Source organism: Pseudomonas triticicola (genome assembly GCF_019145375.1).
Taxonomy (GTDB): Bacteria; Pseudomonadota; Gammaproteobacteria; order Pseudomonadales; family Pseudomonadaceae; genus Aquipseudomonas; species Aquipseudomonas triticicola.
In genome coordinates this window covers 23,299-40,270 of record NZ_JAHSTX010000002.1, presented here as the reverse complement: position 1 = coordinate 40,270, position 16,972 = coordinate 23,299, and the positions used below count along the sequence as shown (strand labels likewise).

13 protein-coding genes are annotated in these 16,972 nt (G+C 61.0%); 10 read left to right on the top strand and 3 right to left on the bottom strand.

Features of this window, described 5'->3' with window-relative positions; translation table 11 throughout:
- Nucleotides 1-76: 76 nt before the first annotated feature.
- From KVG85_RS21935 to KVG85_RS21920, 4 genes are all read left to right on the top strand, one after another.
- Nucleotides 77-1,042: an L-carnitine dehydrogenase gene (locus tag KVG85_RS21935; protein ID WP_056786523.1), complete on the top strand. Its 966-nt coding sequence runs from the start codon at nucleotides 77-79 to the stop codon at nucleotides 1,040-1,042.
- Between the two features lie 223 nt (nucleotides 1,043-1,265).
- Nucleotides 1,266-1,742, top strand: a complete 477-nt coding sequence (locus tag KVG85_RS21930; protein WP_125916607.1) for a thioesterase family protein — start codon at nucleotides 1,266-1,268, stop codon at nucleotides 1,740-1,742.
- A 24-nt stretch (nucleotides 1,743-1,766) separates the two neighbouring features.
- Nucleotides 1,767-2,930, top strand: coding sequence for a gamma-butyrobetaine dioxygenase (locus KVG85_RS21925; protein WP_217865025.1), 1,164 nt, complete (start codon nucleotides 1,767-1,769; stop codon nucleotides 2,928-2,930).
- A gap of 371 nt (nucleotides 2,931-3,301) precedes the next feature.
- The gene (locus KVG85_RS21920) at nucleotides 3,302-3,565 is read left to right on the top strand and encodes a hypothetical protein (RefSeq protein ID WP_016772808.1); all 264 of its coding nucleotides are present in this window, start codon (nucleotides 3,302-3,304) and stop codon (nucleotides 3,563-3,565) included.
- A gap of 88 nt (nucleotides 3,566-3,653) precedes the next feature.
- Here KVG85_RS21920 and gbdR read toward each other — a convergent pair whose 3' ends face one another.
- Both gbdR and KVG85_RS21910 read right to left on the bottom strand, forming a co-directional pair.
- Nucleotides 3,654-4,757, bottom strand: a complete 1,104-nt coding sequence (gbdR, locus tag KVG85_RS21915; RefSeq protein ID WP_007949927.1) for a choline metabolism transcriptional regulator GbdR — start codon at nucleotides 4,755-4,757, stop codon at nucleotides 3,654-3,656.
- Nucleotides 4,758-5,304: 547 nt separating this feature from the next.
- The gene (locus KVG85_RS21910; protein WP_122506100.1) at nucleotides 5,305-6,681 is read right to left on the bottom strand and encodes an L-serine ammonia-lyase; all 1,377 of its coding nucleotides are present in this window, start codon (nucleotides 6,679-6,681) and stop codon (nucleotides 5,305-5,307) included.
- A 435-nt stretch (nucleotides 6,682-7,116) separates the two neighbouring features.
- Here KVG85_RS21910 and KVG85_RS21905 point away from each other — a divergent pair, with 435 nt between their 5' ends.
- From KVG85_RS21905 to choV, 3 genes are all read left to right on the top strand, one after another.
- Nucleotides 7,117-8,064, top strand: a complete 948-nt coding sequence (locus KVG85_RS21905) for a choline ABC transporter substrate-binding protein (RefSeq protein WP_016772806.1) — start codon at nucleotides 7,117-7,119, stop codon at nucleotides 8,062-8,064.
- Nucleotides 8,065-8,141: 77 nt separating this feature from the next.
- Complete coding sequence (gene choW / locus KVG85_RS21900; protein WP_016772805.1) at nucleotides 8,142-8,987, top strand: choline ABC transporter permease subunit; 846 nt, start codon at nucleotides 8,142-8,144, stop codon at nucleotides 8,985-8,987.
- Nucleotides 8,984-10,162 (top strand): choline ABC transporter ATP-binding protein, encoded by a 1,179-nt coding sequence (gene choV / locus KVG85_RS21895; RefSeq protein WP_217865024.1) that lies wholly within the window; start codon nucleotides 8,984-8,986, stop codon nucleotides 10,160-10,162. The genes choW and choV overlap by 4 nt, the downstream gene beginning before the upstream one ends.
- A 289-nt stretch (nucleotides 10,163-10,451) precedes the next feature.
- On the opposite strand, the gene KVG85_RS21890 is transcribed toward choV, so the two are convergent.
- Nucleotides 10,452-12,392, bottom strand: coding sequence for a BCCT family transporter (locus tag KVG85_RS21890; RefSeq protein ID WP_223630511.1), 1,941 nt, complete (start codon nucleotides 12,390-12,392; stop codon nucleotides 10,452-10,454).
- 486 nt (nucleotides 12,393-12,878) lie between these two features.
- On the opposite strand from KVG85_RS21890, the gene betI reads away from it, so the two are divergent.
- From betI to betA, 3 genes are all read left to right on the top strand, one after another.
- The gene (gene betI / locus KVG85_RS21885) at nucleotides 12,879-13,472 is read left to right on the top strand and encodes a transcriptional regulator BetI (protein ID WP_024014607.1); all 594 of its coding nucleotides are present in this window, start codon (nucleotides 12,879-12,881) and stop codon (nucleotides 13,470-13,472) included.
- A gap of 88 nt (nucleotides 13,473-13,560) precedes the next feature.
- Nucleotides 13,561-15,033: a betaine-aldehyde dehydrogenase gene (gene betB / locus KVG85_RS21880; RefSeq protein ID WP_217865023.1), complete on the top strand. Its 1,473-nt coding sequence runs from the start codon at nucleotides 13,561-13,563 to the stop codon at nucleotides 15,031-15,033.
- 206 nt (nucleotides 15,034-15,239) lie between these two features.
- On the top strand, nucleotides 15,240-16,943 hold the full coding sequence (gene betA / locus KVG85_RS21875) for a choline dehydrogenase (protein WP_016772801.1): 1,704 nt from the start codon (nucleotides 15,240-15,242) through the stop codon (nucleotides 16,941-16,943).
- Nucleotides 16,944-16,972: the final 29 nt, after the last annotated feature.

The window sequence follows — 16,972 nt, the reverse complement described above, 5'->3', positions numbered from 1 at the left end:
TTTTTAGAAGCAAGATCAAAAGATCGCAGCCTTCGGCAGCTCCTACAGGGCTCTTCGAACTCTTCAGGAAATCGTCATGCGCTTTATCACCGAAATCAAAACCTTCGCCGCCCTCGGCAGCGGTGTCATCGGCAGTGGCTGGGTCGCCCGCGCCCTCGCCCACGGCCTCGATGTAGTGGCCTGGGACCCGGCGCCCGGCGCCGAAGCGGCACTGCGCCAACGTGTGGCCAATGCCTGGGGTGCGCTGGAGAAGAACGGCCTGGCGCCCGGCGCTTCGCAGGATCGTCTGCGCTTTGTCGCAACCATCGAGGAGTGCGTGCGTGACGCCGATTTCATTCAGGAAAGCGCCCCGGAACGGCTGGAACTGAAGCTCGATCTGCACAGCAAGATCAGCGCCGCCGCCAAGCCCGATGCGCTGATCGGCTCCAGCACTTCAGGCCTTTTGCCCAGCGAGTTCTATGAGAGTTCGACGCACCCTGAACGCTGCGTGGTCGGGCATCCGTTCAACCCGGTTTATCTGTTGCCGCTGGTCGAAGTCGTCGGCGGCAAAAATACCGCGCCAGAGGCGGTGCAAGCGGCGATGCAAGTCTACCAATCCCTCGGCATGCGCCCGTTGCATGTGCGCAAGGAAGTGCCGGGTTTCATCGCCGATCGCCTGCTCGAAGCGCTGTGGCGCGAGGCGTTGCACCTGGTCAACGACGGTGTCGCGACGACCGGCGAAATCGACGATGCGATTCGCTTCGGCGCCGGTCTGCGCTGGTCGTTCATGGGCACTTTCCTGACTTACACCCTGGCCGGCGGCGATGCCGGCATGCGCCACTTCATGTCGCAATTCGGCCCGGCGTTGCAGTTGCCGTGGACGTATCTGCCGGCACCGGAGCTGACAGACAAGCTGATTGATGATGTGGTCGATGGCACCACCGATCAGCTCGGTCGGCACAGCATTTCCGCGCTGGAGCGCTATCGTGATGATTGTTTGCTGGCGGTGCTTGAAGCGGTGAAGACCACCAAGGAAAAGCATGGAATGAGTTTCAGCGAGTAATGCGTATGACATGGCACCGCTGCCCTCACCCTAACCCTCTCCCGGAGGGAGAGGGGACTGACCGAGGTGTTTTTGCAAGCTACGCCGACTTGACCACTGCGTCGAACTCTGGACTTGAAAGGCTCGAAAATCGGCTCCCTCTCCCCCTCGCCCCCTTGGGGGAGAGGGCTGGGGTGAGGGGGTTGCTCTTGATCTTCACCCATCAACTGCGGGAACCGAAACCATGCCCCACCTCACCACCTACCAGACCACCATCATCCCCGACTGGGTCGACTACAACGGCCACCTGCGCGACGCCTTTTACCTGCTGATCTTCAGCTACGCCACCGATGCGCTGATGGACCGCCTCGGCATGGACAGCAGCAACCGCGAGGCCAGCGGCCACTCGCTGTTCACCCTTGAGCTGCACCTCAATTATCTGCACGAAGTGAAGCTCGACACCGAGGTGGAAGTGCGCACGCAAATCATCGGCCACGACAGCAAGCGCCTGCACCTCTACCACAGCCTGCACAAAATCGGCGATGAGCAAGAGTTGGCCGGCAACGAACAGATGCTCCTGCACGTCGACCTCGCCGGCCCGCGCTCGGCGCCGTTCAGCCCTGATACGTTACATCGCCTGCAAGCCATCGTCGCCGACCAGACCGACCTGCCCGCTCCCGCTTACATCGGCCGCGTGATCGCGCTGCCACCCGCTCGGTAAATCCCCCACTGCCAAGGAGCCGCCATGAATACCGCCGTCGCTGTTGCCGATTTTCGTACTTATCCGTTGATCAGCGCGCTCGGTGGCGTGCAGGGTCTGGCGGATCGCGTTGTCATCGAATGGGCTGACGGACGTGTCAGCCCGTTTCACCACGTATGGCTGCGCGACAATTGCCCGTGTGATCAATGTGTCTACAGCGTCACTCGCGAGCAAGTCTTTGAAAGCGTCGATGCCGCCGAGGATTTGCAAGCGCTGGCCACGCGCATCGACACCGATGGTTGCCTGCGCATCGACTGGCAGGACGGTCACCTCAGCCGCTTCGACCCGGGCTGGTTGCGCGCACATGCCTACGACGATGAATCCCGCGCCGAACGCCTGGCCGGCAAACCGCAGCCCCATTTGTGGCACAGCGATCTGCAGTTGCCGGTGTTCGACTACACCGCGCTGATGAACGACAACGCCGCGCTGCTGCAATGGTTGCTCGCCGTGCGCGACATCGGCCTGACCCAAGTGCGCGGCGTGCCCACCGAGCCAGGCTCGCTGAAGCTCATCGCGCAGCGGATTTCCTTCATCCGCGAAAGCAACTTCGGCGTGCTGTTCAATGTGCAATCCAAAGCCGACGCCGACAGCAACGCCTACACCGCCTTCAACCTGCCATTGCACACCGATCTACCGACTCGTGAACTGCAACCGGGACTGCAATTTCTGCATTGCCTGGTGAATGATGCCGAGGGTGGCGAAAGTATTTTCGTCGATGGTTTTGCGATCGCCGACGCCTTGCGTCAGGAGGAGCCACAGCTGTTTGAGGCCCTGTGTGAAATCCCCGTGGAATTTCGCAACAAGGACCGGCACAGCGATTACCGCTGCCTGGCGCCGATCATCGCTGTGGATGCGCTGGGCCGGGTGGCGGAGATTCGCATGGCCAACTTTTTGCGCGGGGCGTTCGATACGTCGGTGGCGCAGATGCCGTTGCTGTATCGCGCCTATCGGCGCTTGATTGCGATGACCCGCGCGCCGCGATTCCGGCTGATGCAGCGGCTCAAGCCGGGCGAGATGTGGTGCTTTGACAACCGCCGCACGCTGCATGCGCGCAATGCCTTTGATCCAGCGACCGGGGCGCGGCATTTTCAGGGCTGCTATGTCGACCGGGATGAGTTGTTGTCGCGGGTTCTGGTGTTGCAACGTTGAACCGCGTCATCGTTCTTCGCGAGCAGGCTCGCTCCCACAGGAGTACGCATTGCAAAGTGGGAGCGAGCCTGCTCGCGAAAGCATCAGCGGGAACAACAAATCTCTGGCTGATTCACAAGCAAAAAAAACTCCGATCAAGCCGTGACAGGATCGGAGCTGAGGAGGGTACTGTTGAGGAGCTGCCAGGCGAGGGTGACCAAACCTTCGTGAAGCGAGCTGGGGCCAGTGTGCCTAGTCGCCCATCCAGTCGGTTAGCCGAAAACGACCTGTTCATAGTCGTCCCGGCCACCGCGACAAAACGCCCTTGCCGCGTCCGGTCGGGGCCACCAGAATCGAGCCAAGACCTCCGTTGCCACAGAAGGATTTGCGTAATGATGTACGCCGATTTGATTGACCAGGAAGATCTGTTGGGCCAGCTCAAGGCCTTGGGTATTCAGGTGCCGAGCGGTACCACCGCCGAGCAGGCCTGTGAGTGCGCGGTGCGTGGCCTGGATAATGTTCGCGCATTCGAACTGCGCAAGATGGTCAAGGACATGTACACCAGTGGCGCCAGCATTCAGCCGGCGGTGCGCCAGGCGATCGACAAGCAGTTGTTGCCGGCCCTCTCGGATTACCAGCAGTCCCACAGCGCCTGAGAAACCCCTTCGCGAGCAGGCTCGCTCCCACCCTGGAATGCATTCCGACTGTGGGAGCGAGCCTGCTCGCGAAAAACGATGACTCGGTCTACAGCCTTACGCTGGCAAACGTCGACTCATTGCGCGCCTGACTCAGCGCTGACATCGGCCCCGACAGCGGTGACATCACGATGGCCTGCGGCAGTGGCAGCATCGCCACTTGCTGGGTGGTGTTGGAACCGACGCGCTCGTCACGCGGCGGGATGCCGAAGTACTCGCGGTAGCACTTGGAGAAGTGCGGCGTGGAGACGAAACCACACACCGACGCCACTTCGATGATCGACATCGGCGTCTGCTTGAGCAGTTGCCGGGCGCGGATCAGGCGCAGCTTCAGGTAATAGCGTGACGGCGAGCAGTGCAGGTATTTCTGGAACAACCGCTCCAGCTGTCGACGCGACACCGCGACATACACCGCCAGTTCATCCAGATCGATCGGCTCTTCCAGATTGGCTTCCATCAGCGCGACGATTTCCTGCAACTTCGGCTGGTTGGTGCCGAGCATGTGCTTGAGCGGCACACGTTGGTGATCCTGTTCGTTGCGGATGCGCTCGTAGACGAACATTTCCGAGATCGCTGCCGACAGTTCACGACCGTGATCGCGGCTGATCAGGTGCAGCATCATGTCCAGCGGCGCGGTGCCGCCGGAGCTGGTGAAGCGGTTGCGGTCGAGGGTGAACAGGCGTGTGCTCATGGCCACCCGCGGGAAGGCTTCCTGCATTGCCGCCAGGCATTCCCAGTGCACGCTGCAATCGAAGCCGTCGAGCAGACCGGCACAGGCCAGCGCCCAACTGCCGGTGCACACCGCGCCCAGGCGCTTGGACTGGCGCGCCTGGCTTTGCAGCCACGAGACGTGTTCACGGGTTACGGTACGTTGAATGCCGATGCCGCCGCAGACGATCACCGTGTCCAGGGGCGGGGCTTTGTGCATGGAGGCGTCGGGAGTGATCTGCAGACCGTCACTGGCCCAGACCTGGCCGCCATCGACGGTGAGGGTGCTCCAGCGATACAGCTCGCGACCGGACAACTGGTTGGCCATGCGCAGCGGCTCAACGGCGGACGCCAGGGAAATCAGCGTGAAATTGTCCAGCAGCAGAAAGCCGATGGATTGAGGCGCACGGTTCTGGGGTTGGGCCCCGGAGTTGAACGACGTCATCGCGGTATCTCCTCACACAAAGCGGGTGGCGGCCTCAGGCGGAGGCTCTTGTTATTGCCCGCGTCTCACGGAGAAAGCAGGCTTTGTTATGACAGAGCAATTGCCGTGCCTGAAATTGGACGGCCATTCAATAACTCCTGAAAACGACCTCGCGACGCGTCTATACGAGACCTCGGAACACGCCATTTCGAAGTGCCATCAAGCGCCGCCAGAGCCCTGCCGCGCAGCCTGTGAGCAGATCGGTAGCACTTGTGGGAACTGGCCTGCAGCGGATTTGCACAGAGTGTCACCGCAAGCACGGACGACGGACGGTCAGGTAACGACTGAAGAGTCACGACTGCCAGTGAGGCTTGTCTGATTGCGACGCGCCAAAAGGTGGCGTGGCTGGATCGGGGTGTTCTTTTGTCGAGCAGTTTTGACTGGTCTGGCGCCTTCGCGAGCAGGCTCGCTCCCACACTGGAATCTGGGGTTCACAAATATTGTGTTCACTGGAGATCTATTGTGGGAGCGAGCCTGCTCGCGAAGAATCCACCTCGGTGTGGCTGGCTCAGCATTCAACCGCACTGACCGCCAAGCCACCGCGCGAAGTTTCTTTATATTTGTCATGCATATCGGCGCCGGTATCGCGCATGGTGCGGATCACCCGGTCCAGCGAGATAAAGTGCTGCCCGTCGCCGCGCAGGGCCATTTGCGCCGCGTTGATCGCTTTCACTGCCGCGATTGCATTGCGCTCGATGCACGGCACCTGCACCAGGCCACCGACCGGGTCGCAGGTCAGGCCCAGATTGTGCTCCAGGCCGATTTCCGCCGCGTTGCACAATTGCTCGGGCGTGGCGCCGAGAATCTCCGCCAGCCCCGCCGCCGCCATCGCGCAAGCCGAACCGACCTCGCCCTGGCAGCCGACCTCGGCCCCAGAGATCGAAGCGTTCTTCTTGCACAGAATGCCGACCGCCGCCGCGCCGAGGAAATAGTCGACGACGTTGGCGTCGGTGACCGCTTCGCTGAATTTCATGAAGTAGTGCAGCACCGCCGGGATGATCCCCGCCGCGCCGTTGGTCGGCGCGGTAACCATGCGCCCGCCGGCGGCATTCTCTTCATTGACGGCCAGGGCGAACAGGTTGACCCACTCCATGGCGCTCAGGGTCGAGCCGATGACGTTCGGTTTGTTCAGCTCTTGCAGGCTGCGGTGCAACTTCGCCGCACGCCGCCGCACGTTCAGGCCGCCGGGCAGAATGCCTTCGTGCTTGAGGCCTTGCTCGACGCAATCCTGCATCGCCCGCCACAGTTTCATCAGCCCGGCACGGATCTCTTCTTCGCTGCGCCAGACCTTTTCGTTGGCCATCATCAGTTCGGCAACACGCAGGTTGTGCGTTTTGCACAACTCCAGCAGCTCGACCGCACTGGAGAAATCGTAGGGTAATTCGGTGCGATCCAGATCGACCACACCGCTGCTGGCCTGCGCCTCATCAACGACGAATCCGCCGCCGACCGAATAGTAGGTGTCACGGTGCAGCTCACCGAACTCGCCTTCGGCCACCAGCGTCATGGCGTTGGGATGGAATGGCAGGTTTTCATCGATCAGGCGCATGTCCCGCGCCCACACAAACGGCACCGACAGGCGACCATCCAGTAAAAGCGTATGGGTTTCACGCAGCGCCTGAATGCGCGGGCCGATCTGCGCCGGGTCGATTGCGTCCGGCCACTCGCCCATCAGGCCCATGATCACTGCGTTGTCGCTGCCGTGACCGATGCCGGTGGCGGAAAGCGATCCGAACAACTGCACCTCGATGCGCCGCACCTGTTCCAGCTGATGCTTGCCGCGCAGCGACTCGACGAACAGTGCGGCGGCGCGCATTGGCCCGACGGTGTGGGAACTGGAAGGGCCGATGCCGATTTTGAACAGGTCGAAAACGCTGATAGCCATTGCTGCGAAGCTCCTGAGAATACCGGTCCGGGCGGCAAAAGCGCCCGCTGGCGGAGCTGCTACGCTCAAGCTGCGATCCGCCGAATGCCGGCATCATCGGGCTTTTGTCGGCGCGCTCGGCGTCTGACACCGACGCAGTCATGTCCAGCAGCGTCGTTACGTTTTCGCCCCGCAAATACGCCGTTTTTATGCCGTCGAGCAGGTCATCGGGGGCGGAAAAAAGCTGTAAGCGACGTCACCGACACTGGAAGCGACCATCCCTGTACTGGATACGACCCTCCCTGTAGGCGTCAGATTTTCACTGGTACATGATCGGGATGACTCGATTGCAAGGCGCTGCGGTAGAGCTGTCGTCAGAACGCCACCAACCGCAACCCATAAGTGCGGTGGTCCACAGTCGGAACACTGCCAAAAAAAACACCAAGGAGTCCATCCATGAAAGGTTCCCCGTCGTTGTTGTTGGCCGCCCTGCTGAGTCTGCCGTTACTGGCGCAAGCCGCAGAACCGGCACAGTGCAGCCTCGTTAACTTCTCCGATGTCGGCTGGACCGACATCACCGCCACCACCGCTACCACTTCCGTTGTTCTCAACGCCCTCGGCTACAAGACCAAGACCACCATGATCTCCGTGCCCGTGACCTACAAGTCGCTGGCCGACGGCAAGAACATGGACGTGTTTCTCGGTAACTGGATGCCGACCATGGAGAACGACATCAAGCCGTATCGCGATGCCGGCACCGTCGACACCGTGCGCACCAACCTCAAGGGCGCCAAATACACCCTCGCCGTGCCGCAAGCCCTGTATGACAAAGGCCTGCATGACTTCGCCGACATTGCCAAATTCAAGAAAGAGCTCGACGGCAAGATCTACGGCATCGAGCCGGGCAACGACGGCAACCGGCTGATCCAGAGCATGATCGACAAGGATGCCTTCGGCCTGAAAACCGCTGGCTTCAAGATCGTCGAATCCTCCGAGGCCGGCATGCTCTCGCAAGTCGACCGGGCGCAGAAGCGCGACACCGCCGTGGTCTTTCTCGGCTGGGCACCGCACCCGATGAACAAGCGCTTCAAGATTCAATACCTGACCGGCGGCGACGATTTCTTCGGCCCCGATTTCGGCGCAGCCACCGTGGCGACCAACACCCGCAAGGGTTACGCCGAAGAATGCAGCAATGTCGGTCAGCTGTTGAAAAACCTGGAGTTCACCGTCGACATGGAAAGTGAACTGATGGGCAACATCCTCGACGACAAGATGAAGCCTGACGCGGCCGCCAAGGCCTGGCTGAAAAAGAATCCACAGGTGCTCGATACCTGGCTCGCTGGCGTGACCACCATTGACGGTAAACCAGGCCTGGAGGCCGTGAAAGCCAAGCTCGCGCCTTGATTTGAAAGGCACCGCTTATGCCGGGCAGGCGTGCCTGCCCGGGCTGTTAATTTCCTTGCATGCGGACGTTCACTACCATGCTGATTGATCAGAAAATACCTTTAGGCCAGTACATCGCGGGCTTCGTCGAATGGTTGACGCAACACGGCGCCAACACCTTCGACGCAATCGCCGTGACACTGGAAACGATGATCCACGGCGTGACGTTTGCGCTGACCTGGTTCAACCCGTTGGTGCTGATTGGCCTGATTGCCATCATCGCTCATCTGATTCAACGCAAGTGGGGCCTGACCGCGTTCGTGGTCGCCTCGTTCCTGCTGATCCTCAACCTGGGTTACTGGCAGGAAACCATGGAAACCCTCGCCCAGGTGCTGTTCGCCACCCTGGTCTGCGTGTTGATCGGCGTGCCGCTGGGCATCGTCGCCGCGCACAAACCGATGTTCTACACCATGATGCGGCCGGTGCTCGATCTGATGCAGACCGTACCGACCTTCGTTTACCTCATTCCTACCCTGACCCTCTTCGGGCTGGGTGTGGTTCCGGGCCTGATCTCCACGGTGGTCTTCGCCATCGCGGCGCCGATCCGCCTGACCTACCTGGGCATCCGCGATGTCCCGCAAGAACTGATGGACGCCGGCAAGGCCTTCGGCTGCTCGCGTCGCCAATTGCTCTCAAGGATCGAACTGCCGCACGCCATGCCGAGCATCGCGGCCGGCATCACCCAGTGCATCATGCTGTCGCTGTCGATGGTGGTGATCGCGGCACTGGTCGGCGCCGACGGACTCGGCAAACCGGTGGTCAACGCACTGAACACTGCTGATATTGCGCTGGGCTTCGAAGCAGGCCTGGCAATCGTACTGCTGGCGATCATGCTCGACCGTATCTGCAAACAACCCGACGCCAAAGTAGGGGGTGACGCATGAGCATAATTCGCTTCGAAGACGTCGACGTAATCTTCTCCAAGGATCCGCGCGAGGCACTCAAGCTGCTCGATCAGGGCATGACCCGCAACGAGATCCTGAAGAAGACCGGTCAGATCGTCGGCGTGGAAAAAGCCACGCTGGACATCAACAAGGGCGAGATCTGCGTGCTGATGGGCCTGTCCGGCTCGGGCAAGTCGAGCCTGCTGCGCTGCATCAACGGCCTCAACACCGTGAGCCGCGGCAAGCTGTTTGTCGAGCATGAAAACCGCCAGATCGACATCGCGTCCTGCACGCCCGCCGAGCTGAAAATGATGCGCACCAAGCGCATTGCCATGGTGTTCCAGAAGTTCGCCCTGATGCCTTGGCTGACAGTGCGCGAGAACATCAGTTTCGGTCTGGAAATGCAGGGTCGACCGGAGAAGGAACGCAAGAAACTGGTCGACGAGAAGCTCGAACTGGTCGGCCTGACCCAGTGGCGCAACAAGAAGCCGGACGAACTCTCCGGCGGCATGCAGCAGCGCGTCGGCCTCGCCCGCGCGCTGGCCATGGACGCCGATATTCTGCTGATGGACGAACCGTTCTCGGCTCTCGACCCGCTGATCCGCCAAGGCCTGCAGGATGAACTGCTGGAGCTGCAACGCAAGCTGAGTAAGACCATCGTGTTCGTCAGCCACGACCTCGATGAAGCGCTCAAACTGGGTAGCCGCATCGCGATCATGAAGGACGGTCGGATCATCCAGTACAGCGTGCCGGAAGAGATCGTCCTCAACCCGGCGGACGACTATGTGCGCACCTTCGTCGCCCACACCAATCCGCTCAACGTGCTCTGCGGCCGCAGCCTGATGCGCACGCTGGACAAGTGCAAACGCATCAACGGCTCGGTGTGCCTGGATCCGGGCGGCGACTCGTGGCTGGACCTGGCCGAAGGCAACACCATCAAAGGCGCACGCCAGAACGGCTCGGTGCTGAACCTGCAGAACTGGGTACCGGGGCAAGCAGTGGAAGGCCTGGAGCGCAAGCCAACGCTGGTGGAGTCGAACATCGGCATGCGTGATGCGCTGCAGATTCGTTATCAGACCGGCAACAAGCTGGTGCTGCACGATAACAATCATGTGGTGGGGATTCTGGGCGACAGCGAGTTGTATCACGCGTTGTTGGGCAAGAATCTGGGGTAATGCGCCAGGTGGGATAAAAAAAGGGATCGCGGTGAGCGATCCCTTTTTATTGGGTCAGGGAAAAGCCCCTCACCCTAGCCCTCTCCCAGAGGGAGAGGGGACTGACCCAGTTGAACTTTCGAGCTACATCGACCTGAGAAATCGAGTCGAACTCAGGCTTGGAGAAGCTTCCGGTCGGGTTCCAAACCCATAATCGACTCGGTCTTCCAGGTCGGCGTATAGCGCAAGACACCTCGGTCAGCTCCCTCTCCCTCCGGGAGAGGGCTGGGGTGAGGGCAGGCTTTTGACTTTAGCTATAAACCCGCCCCAACAACTGCCGATGGCTTTCAAACTGATCCAGCACATCCCGCGTAATCTGCTCAGGAGTGAAGCCCATCAAGTCGTAGTCCTGACTGCCATTGTGCAGATACACCTCGGCACGGTAGTAACGCTGACGCGCTTCATCTGATTGCGCCGATTCGGTCGGGGTCGCCAGATAACCGTCCAGGCTCACTTCGTAAACGAAAGGGTTGCCCTCTTCCATCTCGACCCGCACGCCCATGCAACGCTTGGCCTTGCCCAGCAGCGTTTGCACTTCAATGCCCTGATTGCGCAATTGCGCCGCTGCATCTTCCAGCGCCGGGGTGACATGCTTGTCCATGAAGCGCTGCACCACCGATTGGCTCGGCTGCAGATCAAGTTGCGTCAGGCGCTCGCTGAAACCACGGCGTCCGCGCTCGGCCAGTTGCGCTTGCTCCTGTTCGATCTGCACGTCCTGGCGCATCGCCTTGTGCAGGCCGAACATGAAGCAGATCAGCACCACCGAGAACGGCAGGCCGGCCAGCACGACCATGGTCTGCATGGCTTCGAAGTTGCCGGCGAACAGCAGGCCGATGGTCACCAGGGTGATCACCACCGACCAGAAGATCCGCAGCCAGTGCGGCGCGTCTTCGTCGACGTTGCCGCCCTTGCAGGAAAGATTCGCCATCATCACCGCGCCGGAATCGGCCGGGGTCAGGAACAGCACGAAGCCGACGAAGATCGACACACCGATGACGACTTTCGACGCCGGGTAATGCTCAAGCAACTGATAGATCGCCATCGACGGCTGTTCCAGCGCCGTCTTGCCCAGCTCCACCGCGCCCTGATTCATCACCAGATCCAGCGCCGAGTTGCCGAAGATCGACAGCCACGCCAAGGTGAAGCCCAGCGGAATCAGCAGCACGCCAGCGACCAGTTCACGCACGCTGCGGCCACGGGAAATCCGTGCGATGAACATGCCCACGAATGGCGCCCAGGAAATCCACCAGGCCCAGTAGAACAGCGTCCACAGGCCCAGCCAGCGATCGGACTTGGCGCTGTCGCCTTCATAGACGTACAGGTCGAAGGTCTTCAGCACCACGCCGTTGAGGTAGTCACCGATGTTCTGCACGAAGCCGTTGAGCAGGTGCAGGGTCGGGCCGAACAGCAGGACGAAAATCAGCAGGCCGCTGAACAGCACGATGTTCAGGTTGGACAGACGCCGAATGCCGTTTTCCACGCCCGACACGGCAGCGATGGTCGCCACGGTGCTCATGACGATGATGACGATCAGCAGGTTGGTGTTGCTGTGCTCCATGCCGAACAGGTTTTCCAGCCCGGACGACACTTGCAGCGAGCCAATCCCCAGGTTGGTCACCAGACCCAGCAGGGTCACGAACATGCCGAAGCCGTCCACCGCGTGCCCGGCCGCGCCTTTGACCCAGCGCTCGCCGACCAGCGGATACAGCGCCGAACGCAGCGCCAGCGGCTGGTTATGCCGATAGGCGAAATACGCCACGGCCAGGCCGACCAGTGCATAGATCGCCCAGCCGTGCAGGCCCCAGTGCAGGAAAGTCAGTTGCACCGCCTGCCGCGCGGCCATATTCGTGGCCGAGGTGCCTTCCGGCGGATTGAAATAGTGATCCAGCGGCTCGGACGCGCCGAAGTACAACAGCGAAATGCCGATGCCCGACGAGAACAGCATCCCCGCCCAGGCGCCGTAACTGAAATCCGGGGTGTCGTCCTTGCTGCCCAGTTTGAGTTTGCCGTACGAGGAAAACGCCAGACCGACCACGAACACCAGGTAGGCGGCGATCACCACCATGTAGTACCAGCCGAAGCTGCGCGACAACCAGGCCTGGGCCATGCCCAACATTCTGCCGGCCTCTTGCGGGGCGATGATCAGAATGGCGGTCAACAACAGAATCAGCGCGGTCGAGGTGTAGAACACCCAACCGTTGACCGTCACCTTCTCGGGCGGGGTCTTTATTAGCGAGGCAGAACTCATGGCACAAATGCTCCAGGCAGTGCGAGAGAAGAACACAAGGCATCACGGAACCCGACCAATCGGTTAGTTGGCAGCCGACCGGCGGGTGATATAAAGACACTCCGAAAAAAGCCCGAACCTGCCGAAATGGCGTTGCGTATTCGCTTTCGTGGCCAGAGGCGACGGACGTTCATCCGAAACCTGGCCCCGAGCGTCTTGCCCTTTCAACACGTCCATCGAATCGCGAACCGCGCCATGCCCCGCGCAGGTTTCGAGCCGTTTCAGGTGTCGGTTTTTATCGTCATTACGCGTAGGAATTTTCTGTAGGCAGCGACGAATTGTCGCAGATCTTATTCTTTGTTGATTGAACGTTCAATCAAAACAAAATAGACTGGCCCTCAATCCGATCGGCGTCATTCGCCCCTCGGAAGGCCTAAGGAGATGTGCAAGATGCCCAAGGTCGGTATGCAACCCATCCGCCGCCAACAATTGATCGAAGCCACTTTGCAAGCGGTCGATCAGGTCGGAATGGGGGACGCCAGCATTGCGCTGATCGCCCGTTTGGCCGGTGTCTCGAATGGCATCATCAGTCATTACTTTCAGGACAAGAACGGCCTGATCGCCGCCACGATGCGGTACCTGATGACCGCCCTCAGCGAGAGCGTCACCGCGCGCCGTCAGGCGCTGGCAGATGACAGCCCACGGGCGCATCTGCAGGTGATCATCGAAGGCAACTTCGACGCCAGCCAGGTCAATGGCCCGGCAATGAAAACCTGGCTGGCCTTCTGGGCCACCAGCATGCACCAGCCGTCTTTGCACAGGTTGCAGCGGATCAACGATCACCGTCTGTATTCCAACCTGTGCTGCCAGTTCCGCCGTGTGTTGCCGCTCGAAGATGCGCGCAATGCCGCCCGAGGCCTGGCAGCTTTGATCGACGGTTTGTGGTTGCGCGGCGCGCTGTCGGGAGACGCTTTCGACACGGCGCAGGCGCAACAGATCGCTTACGAATACATGGATTTCCAATTGGCCAAGAAGGTGAGCTAGAGCACACAGAAAATGCTCGGCCCCTGAACTCCACCGCAGCGTCATCGCGGTGGTCAACGCCAACCACCAATGCACTTGCGAGGACACTATGGCCCGTTTCGAACTGCAAAAACTCTACATCGATGGCGCGTACACCGACGCCGGCAGCGACGCCACCTTCGAAGCCATCAACCCGGCGAACGGTGAAGTCCTCGCACTGGTGCAACGTGCGACCAAAGACGACGTCGAGCGCGCTGTGGTCAGCGCCGAAAAGGGCCAGAAAATCTGGGCCGCGATGACCGCCATGGAGCGTTCGCGCATCCTGCGCCGCGCCGTCGACATCCTGCGCGAGCGCAACGATGAGCTGGCCGCGCTGGAAACCCTGGACACCGGCAAATCCTTCTCCGAAACCAAGTATGTCGACATCGTCACCGGCGCTGACGTGCTGGAATACTACGCAGGCCTGGTGCCCGCCATCGAAGGCGAGCAGATCCCGCTGCGTGACACCTCTTTCGTTTACACCCGTCGCGAACCACTGGGCGTGGTCGCCGGTATCGGCGCGTGGAACTACCCGATCCAGATCGCTTTGTGGAAATCCGCTCCAGCCCTGGCGGCCGGTAACGCGATGATCTTCAAGCCAAGTGAAGTCACTTCGCTGACTACTCTGAAACTGGCCGAGATCTACACCGAAGCCGGCGTGCCGAACGGCGTGTTCAACGTCCTGACCGGCAGCGGCCGCGAAGTCGGCACCTGGCTGACCGAGCACCCGCGCATCGAGAAAATCTCCTTCACCGGTGGCACCGACACTGGCAAGAAAGTCATGGCCAGCGCTTCGGCTTCGTCGCTCAAGGACGTGACCATGGAACTGGGCGGCAAGTCGCCGCTGATCATCTTCGACGACGCCGACCTCGATCGCGCCGCCGACACGGCAATGATGGCCAACTTCTACAGCTCCGGTCAGGTCTGCACCAACGGCACCCGCGTGTTCGTACCGGCGCATCTGAAAGCCGCTTTTGAAGCCAAGATCGTTGAGCGCGTTGCCCGCATCCGCGTTGGCAACCCGGAAGACGAGAACACTAACTTCGGCCCGCTGGTCAGCTTCCCGCACATGGAAAGCGTGTTGGCTTACATCGCCAAGGGTAAAGAAGAAGGCGCACGCGTGCTGTGTGGTGGCGGTCGCCTGACCGACGGCGAATTCGCCAAGGGCGCGTTCGTAGCGCCAACCGTGTTCACCGACTGCACCGACGACATGACCATCGTGCGCGAAGAAATCTTCGGCCCGGTGATGGCGATCCTCTCCTACGAAACCGAAGAAGAAGTGATCCGCCGCGCCAACGACACCGACTTCGGCCTGGCCGCCGGTATCGTCACCAAAGACCTGAACCGCGCACACCGCGTGATCCATCAACTGGAAGCCGGTATCTGCTGGATCAACGCCTGGGGCGAGTCCGACGCAAAAATGCCGGTCGGTGGCTACAAGCAGTCGGGTGTTGGCCGTGAAAACGGTATCAGCTCGCTGAACAACTTCACGCGCATCAAATCGGTACAGGTCGAGTTGGGCGATTACGTCTCGGTGTTCTGATCTGACTCAGAGTCCGGGTGGGGCCCTTGTGGCGAGGGGATTCATCCCCGTCGGGCTGCGAAGCGGCCCCCCTCCAGACACTGCAATTCTCCAGACAGAACCAGTCGCTGACTCTGCGACTGCTGCGCAGCCGGACGGGGATAAATCCCCTCGCCACAGGTGCGCGGTCACAGTTGACCTGACCAACTTCAAAGAGGGTGCATTCAATGTCCCAAGAATTCGATTACATCATCATCGGCGCCGGCTCGGCCGGTAACACTCTGGCGACCCGTCTGACTGAAGACGAAGGCGTCACCGTTCTGCTGCTCGAAGCCGGGGGGCCGGACTACCGCCTCGACTTTCGTACCCAGATGCCCGCTGCGCTGGCGTTCCCGCTGCAGGGTCGTCGTTACAACTGGGCCTACGAAACCGATCCAGAGCCACACATGGACGGTCGCCGGATGGAATGCGGTCGCGGCAAAGGCCTCGGCGGCTCTTCGCTGATCAACGGCATGTGCTACATCCGTGGCAACGCCATGGACTATGACGGCTGGGCGAAACTGCCGGGCCTGGAAGACTGGTCGTACCTCGATTGCCTGCCGTACTTCCGCAAAGCCGAAACCCGTGACATCGGCCCGAACGATTACCACGGTGGCGACGGCCCGGTCAGCGTGACCACGCCGAAAGCCGGCAACAACCCGCTGTTTCACGCCATGGTTGAAGCCGGCGTGCAGGCCGGTTACCCGCGCACCGAAGACCTGAACGGTTACCAGCAGGAAGGCTTCGGCCCGATGGACCGCACCGTGACGCCGAACGGCCGCCGTGCTTCCACCGCCCGTGGCTACCTCGACATCGCCAAGAAGCGTTCGACCCTGACCATCGTCACCCACGCCCTGACCGACAAGATTCTCTTTGAAGGCAAGCGTGCGGTCGGCGTGCGTTACCTGATCGGCGACGCTGAAGAACGCGTTGAAGCCAAGGCGCGCAAGGAAGTCCTGCTGTGCTCCGGCGCCATCGCTTCGCCGCAGATTCTGCAGCGCTCCGGTGTCGGCCCGGCGAAACTGCTGGAAAGCCTCGACATCCCGGTGGTCCACGATCTGCCGGGCGTCGGTGAAAACCTGCAGGATCACCTCGAGCTGTACCTGCAATACGCCTGCACCCAACCGGTTTCGCTGTATCCATCGCTGCTCTGGTACAACCAGCCGGCGATCGGTGCCGAGTGGCTGTTCAACGGCACCGGTATCGGCGCCAGCAACCAGTTCGAGGCCGGCGGTTTCATTCGTTCGCGTCCGGAATTCGAATGGCCGAACATCCAGTACCACTTCCTGCCGGTGGCGATTAACTACAACGGCAGCAACGGTGTGAAAGAACACGGTTTCCAGGCGCACATGGGTTCCATGCGCTCGCCGAGCCGTGGTCGCATCCAGGTCAAATCCAAGGACCCGCGCCAGCACCCGAGCATCCTCTTCAACTACATGGCCACCGAGCAGGACTGGCAGGAATTTCGCGACGGCATCCGCCTGACCCGCGAAATCATGCAGCAGCCGGCCCTCGACGCGTTCCGTGGTCGCGAAATCAGCCCGGGCATCGACGTGCAAACCGATGAGCAGCTCGACAAGTTCATCCGCGAGCACGCCGAAACCGCGTTCCACCCGTCCTGCTCGTGCAAGATGGGCACCGACGAGATGGCCGTGGTCGATGGCGAAGGTCGTGTGCACGGCATGCAGAGCCTGCGCGTGGTCGATGCCTCGATCATGCCGATCATCACCACCGGCAACCTCAACGCGCCGACGATCATGATGGCCGAGAAAATCGCCGACAAGATCCGTGGCCGCAAGCCGCTGCCGCGCAGCAACGCTGCTTATTACGTGGCGAACGGCGCCCCGGTCAAGGGCAAGCCGATGCGGGATATCACACCGGTTACGCAGTAAGTCGTAAGACCGAGGCGCGACCTTCGCGA